We start from the raw sequence: 5,152 nt of genomic DNA on the forward strand, positions 1-5,152 counted from the left end.
TCTTGATTTTAAGGAGCACCTCGTTGCATTAAAACCAACGAGGTGTTTCTCGGTGTGCAACGGGTCGTTCCTTTAAAAGGAACGACCCGTTGGTTTAAAACCAAAACCCACTTATGTAACTATCTGAAAAGCAAAGCATTACAAAAGCGTCCTCCCGGCCTTTCTTTTTAAGTAAAATTTTCAACAAAAGAAAACGGATACCAATATCAAACACGGTACTCCACTGATAAATATTTTACAAATCAAATCTAAAAACAATGGTTACAGTTACTTTTCAGATCAAGCCCTATCTAGCGGCTTACATGTACATGCGCTACAAAAATCACCTCGACGTACCTCCAGACCGCTCTTCTTCCTCACTTTCCGCGATCCATCTTCTCGACACCCAGCCCATCTACCACTTTCTCCACCAGCTATCCATTCCCCACCCTCCCAACGCCTCATGGCACGAAACCGGAAATATTACCTTCACCCTCCCCCATCCCAGAAACGGTAAAAATCCAAATGTATATAATTATATAGGTCATAACAGTGCACTTATCATTGAAAAAGCAATGGAAGTAGAAATGAGGGCCGAACTTTATGAATTTCTACTGGAAAATAAATACTGCCACGGCATCATGTTCAAAAAATCAATGGAAACTTTTGTCGAACATTATAATATGGTAGGGTTAGTGGAAGAAGAAAGTTTAATGAGGGCGTTTCAGAGGTGGAGAAAGATGATGAAAGAGGAGAAAAATAGGTGATTCTTTTATAGGGTGTCACATAAAATGAGACACCCTGCTTTTACTTTTGCACCAAACTTCATTAATAATCAAAACAAAAGTAGTATGGCAATAAAAAAAGTATCAAATGAGTTTATGGCTAAGGTCCTTAACGATGTAGCTTGGAAAGCCTTGTCTAACACAAGTAATGAAATCCTTTTTCATGAGGAATGTATTGAGCATTTTAAAAATTATTGGGATTGGTCAGAACTTTCAAGTAATACTGATCTAAAGTTGAACTATTATCTTATTGACAAGTTTATCGATTTATGGGATTGGAGTGAAATAATCAATCGATATTATGATGATGCGTCACTCTATACTATCGACTTTCTTGAAAAATATGTTGATAGAATACCCACCAACAACTTGCAAAATTCATATTTATGGTATTCCATCGTAAAAAGACGGATGAAAGAATTGGCTTTTGAGATTGTTTCACAATAATTATTCACTACGTGAACAAAGAGGAAAAATTGTCTTGCTAAAGCTACCAGTAGCTATAAACGTTGAAAATATTTCAACGTTATATAAATATCAATTAAATCAAAATTATAATATAGAAAACGAGGCAATCTTTTCGTATTTTTGTATTAACAAAATAGTTTAAATATGGAATTGAATGATCTTTTAATGGAAATAAGCAAGATTTGCCTTATTGAGCAAGAGCGAATGAAGCATAAGCAGCGAAAAGGCGATTGTTTTAACGTTTTCAACACTCTTGGATTACGGTCTAACGAAGTTAGATTGCATTCCGCATTCCTTGCAGAATTGTTAAATCCTGACGGAAATCATGGCCTAAAAGATGCTATGCTTAAAGAATTTCTTGCAGCCATTGGCTTAAAACGAGATTATATATCTAATTGCAATACCAATATAGTCGAACGATATATTGGTGAGCGGACAGAAACTACTGGTGGACGGATCGATATAATCTTGGAAGATGGTGAATATGCTATTATCATTGAGAATAAAATATATGCTATTGATCAATACCATCAATTACTGCGATACAATAACTATGGTAAACAACGTTTTCCGAAAGGCTTTAAGTTGATTTATCTTACGCTTGATGGTCATGAGGCAAGCAAAGATTCATTAGGAGACAATGAGATTGACTATCACTGTATCTCGTACAAAGGACATATCCTAAATTGGTTATCAAAGTGTGTGATGTTAGCATACGACAAACCTCTGGTACGAGAGACAATTTCCCAATATATTACACTTATTAAACAAATCACAGGACAAGATATGAATAAAGATAGTAGTGATAAAATCGTAGATTTAGCCATCAATAATATGGAAGCAGTAGTTGCCTTGATGGATAACAGAGCTGAAATAAGTAGCAAATTAAGAACAGAATTCATTTTTAAACCGTTAAAAGAATTCGCAGTTAAAATGGGGATGGAATTTAAGCTCATCAAAGAAGGAGACGAAAGTCCGGCTCTAAAATTCAAAATGCCCCAATGGTCCCATTACATAGTCATTACAAGAGATGATGGAAGAGATTCGGATTGGAAGAACCTTTATATCGGTATTTCACAAAGTTCACTGCTGGGGGCTAAAGAATTACCAATACGGCAATTATCATGTTTTTCAGAATGTAGTAATACGTACTGGCCTTATGGATGGGAATGGATTCTATACACCGATTGGCATTCCACCAGTAGCTACTTACCAATACGCACAGGAGAGGTCTCAAATTGGATTATCTCCAAAATCAGACAAATCATAGAAGAGATAGAAGATAAAGGTTTGCCAGTGTGACCGATACATGCTTCACTTTGCCAAAGGACTTTGATGCTAAATCCTATTTCTCTTCTTTCTTTGGAATTGTGCTTGATAAGGATATTAAGGAAGAAAGAATCGTGTTACGTGCTGACAGATATCATCAACATTATCTTCGCACACTTCCACTTCACCCTTCACAACGGGAAATATACACTTCTGATGAATATGCAGATTTCGAATTGCATCTTCGACCGACATACGACTTCTGTATGGAGTTACTAAAAGTTGGCGCAATGATTGAAGTATTAGAACCCCAATCACTTCGTCATCAACTTCATGGCTGTATTAAGGATATGTGGAAAATATATGAAAACGATTAATGAAAGTCATTTAAGTGTTGATAGTTAGTACCAAAGATTGCATTTTAATTCTTATAAAATAAATAATAATGAAAGTATACACTCACTTCTATCTAATGGATGAGAACACTGCTATAGGTTTTCGATGGAGGACATTGTTACAATATGGTAATTCATGGGAGGTTATCGGATCAGTGGTAATGAAAAATCCAGGTGGTGCCAAATTTAAATCCCCCACCCACCAAGCAATTGACGATGCCGAAACGTTAAGACAACTCCGGCACTTTGACGAAAGTAAAGACAAGTGGTATGAATTTGGTAGTGATACCACAATTGACTGTGTAGGCGATCTCTTTGCTTTCTACTATGATCTGCCAAGACGTGAAGATTTGAACGGTGTGATACAAATTTTTAATCTCTTCTATATCAAAGAAGCAGATTTAAGTAAGGCTTTGGTATATTCAGAAGCAACCAGCAATACATTTCGTTTTGCAGATGAAGAAAATGTGACCAATTACGACATAGAGCACCTTGTTCCTCCAGTCTACCTTGGCTTTGGAAATTTGGCTTGGCATAAAAGATATAACCAAAAGGCTGAACAGTTTTTCAATGCCGCTATTAATAAGTGTGGAATGAAATATCTTGACCCTATATTCCAACACAATTTTGTTCCACCCCATAATATGCCAAATTGGAAAATACAACTGATAAAAGACCCAGCGTTACTTGATAAAAACACTTCTCATTATATAGCAATTCCTGAAGATAACTCATACTGCTACTTATTAAAAAGTAAACGTCCAAGGGATATTGATGGGAGTATTAAAATAAAATAACAGAATAGGCAAACCAGGATTATCTAAAAAGACAATCCTGGTTAAATTTAGTAGTTCGAAAATAGGAGAGCAGACTCATTTGGATCAATATACTTAAACGATTGGGGAGCAGCAAAAGCCTTAAATAATTCGAATGGATTAATTGGTTCTTCATAAAGACGTGGAGAACTGATTTTCAAGGCATACCCATGTGTACGACCTTCAAAGTATTGGTCAAAAAAATCCTTAGTGATACCTGAATCCTTATGAGTCTGGTCCCATAGTGTACTAGGGGTATCATTTAGAATATTCTCTACTGTAAATTCCCCAACAATCATCCCAACAGGCTTTGTTGAATAGACCACTACTTTATCTACACTCCTTGTGAAAATAGCTTTTCTATATTCATATTTTTTCTTTCCTGTAAAAATTTCCTGTACAAATTCAGGTTTAATCGATAATAAGACTTTCATTTATTTTTCCTCTTGATATTATATTCTTAAATTGTTCATCATTTATTTGCATAAATCCCCAATAGTCACCAGCCGAAAGGCCGACCTGTTCAATAAGTTCACCACGGGTAACTCTTCTATCAAATGCAATATTATAAGTCATTTTTATAAGAGTCATCCCATATTCTGTATACCATTTCCGTAGCTCATTTTCATTAAATATACTATAAGCGTTTGCATATTTGATAAATTCCTCTGTAGATTTAAAATCAGAAGCCTTTTTTATTTCTTCTACAATACAGATAGAAGACACAACACTACGATAATATGCAGCCCCTTTTTCGTCTTTCATTCGATAGATTAAAAGAACATCTCCTCTTGACAATTGATCAATATTCCTCATTTTACACAAATAAATCTTATGTATGCTATTTGTGTAAGCAATGTCTCGCACAAGAAAAGATTTATCACGTTCCTCATTATCTAAAATTGAATCAGGAAAGAGCGGAGTATGATATTCAGGTTTTATTGATAGAATAAACTTTCGTACTTTTGAAGTATGAATATAAGGATAATCATACAACAAATCTCCTGAATATACTTTCATAGACTTTACAAATACAAACTCCGGTTCATCCTCATGACCTTTAGTTCCATATACAAGGAATCCATATCTCTTTAACAACCTTATAAGCCCTTCATGTTTCCTGTATATCGTCACATATATTTCATCCGCATCAATATGAAGAGCAGCTACCACTATTTTTTTTACAAATTGTTCTCCCAACTTAGTATTATGAGCTTCTATTTTAAAAGTTCCAACTTTTAGTCTATTAGCTGCAGGCATTGGCGGACATACATCTGTTATATCTTCTAATTCCTGTTTTAAATATAGAAAAGCTTGCAACAGCCCTTCATTATTCTTTTGAATAAAAGCCTTTGCATTATCTTTCTTTTTCTTATTATACCACTTAGAAAATTCGGGATAATCTTCCTTTAAAGAATTAAAAAAGGGATCAGATAAACTG

The 5,152-nt window shown here is 34.9% G+C and carries 7 protein-coding genes; 5 read left to right on the top strand and 2 right to left on the bottom strand.

Going from position 1 to position 5,152, the window contains the following annotated elements; all coding sequences use genetic code 11:
• Positions 1-257: 257 nt before the first annotated feature.
• The 5 genes from KFO40_RS25075 to KFO40_RS25095 all read left to right on the top strand — a co-directional run bounded on the left by KFO40_RS25075 (position 258) and on the right by KFO40_RS25095 (position 3,693).
• Positions 258-746, top strand: a complete 489-nt coding sequence (locus KFO40_RS25075; protein ID WP_008775756.1) for a hypothetical protein — start codon at positions 258-260, stop codon at positions 744-746.
• An 84-nt stretch (positions 747-830) separates the two neighbouring features.
• Positions 831-1,211 carry a hypothetical protein gene (locus KFO40_RS25080; RefSeq protein WP_087318053.1) on the top strand — a complete coding sequence of 127 codons (381 nt, stop codon included), beginning with the start codon at positions 831-833 and terminating at the stop codon, positions 1,209-1,211.
• A 165-nt stretch (positions 1,212-1,376) separates the two neighbouring features.
• The gene (locus tag KFO40_RS25085) at positions 1,377-2,534 is read left to right on the top strand and encodes a PD-(D/E)XK nuclease family protein (protein ID WP_004317565.1); all 1,158 of its coding nucleotides are present in this window, start codon (positions 1,377-1,379) and stop codon (positions 2,532-2,534) included.
• Positions 2,531-2,878 carry a helix-turn-helix transcriptional regulator gene (locus KFO40_RS25090; RefSeq protein WP_022199607.1) on the top strand — a complete coding sequence of 116 codons (348 nt, stop codon included), beginning with the start codon at positions 2,531-2,533 and terminating at the stop codon, positions 2,876-2,878. The genes KFO40_RS25085 and KFO40_RS25090 overlap by 4 nt, the downstream gene beginning before the upstream one ends.
• A gap of 68 nt (positions 2,879-2,946) precedes the next feature.
• Positions 2,947-3,693, top strand: coding sequence for a hypothetical protein (locus tag KFO40_RS25095; RefSeq protein WP_087318052.1), 747 nt, complete (start codon positions 2,947-2,949; stop codon positions 3,691-3,693).
• Positions 3,694-3,740: 47 nt separating this feature from the next.
• Here KFO40_RS25095 and KFO40_RS25100 read toward each other — a convergent pair whose 3' ends face one another.
• Positions 3,741-4,145, bottom strand: coding sequence for an ASCH domain-containing protein (locus KFO40_RS25100; RefSeq protein WP_022199604.1), 405 nt, complete (start codon positions 4,143-4,145; stop codon positions 3,741-3,743).
• Positions 4,123-5,152 (bottom strand): N-acetyltransferase (locus KFO40_RS25105; protein WP_211146917.1); only part of this gene is annotated, 1,030 nt, incomplete at its 5' end. The genes KFO40_RS25100 and KFO40_RS25105, both read right to left, overlap by 23 nt.

Source organism: Bacteroides sp. 1001302B_160321_D4, assembly GCF_015667765.1.
Taxonomy (GTDB): Bacteria; Bacteroidota; Bacteroidia; order Bacteroidales; family Bacteroidaceae; genus Bacteroides; species Bacteroides xylanisolvens.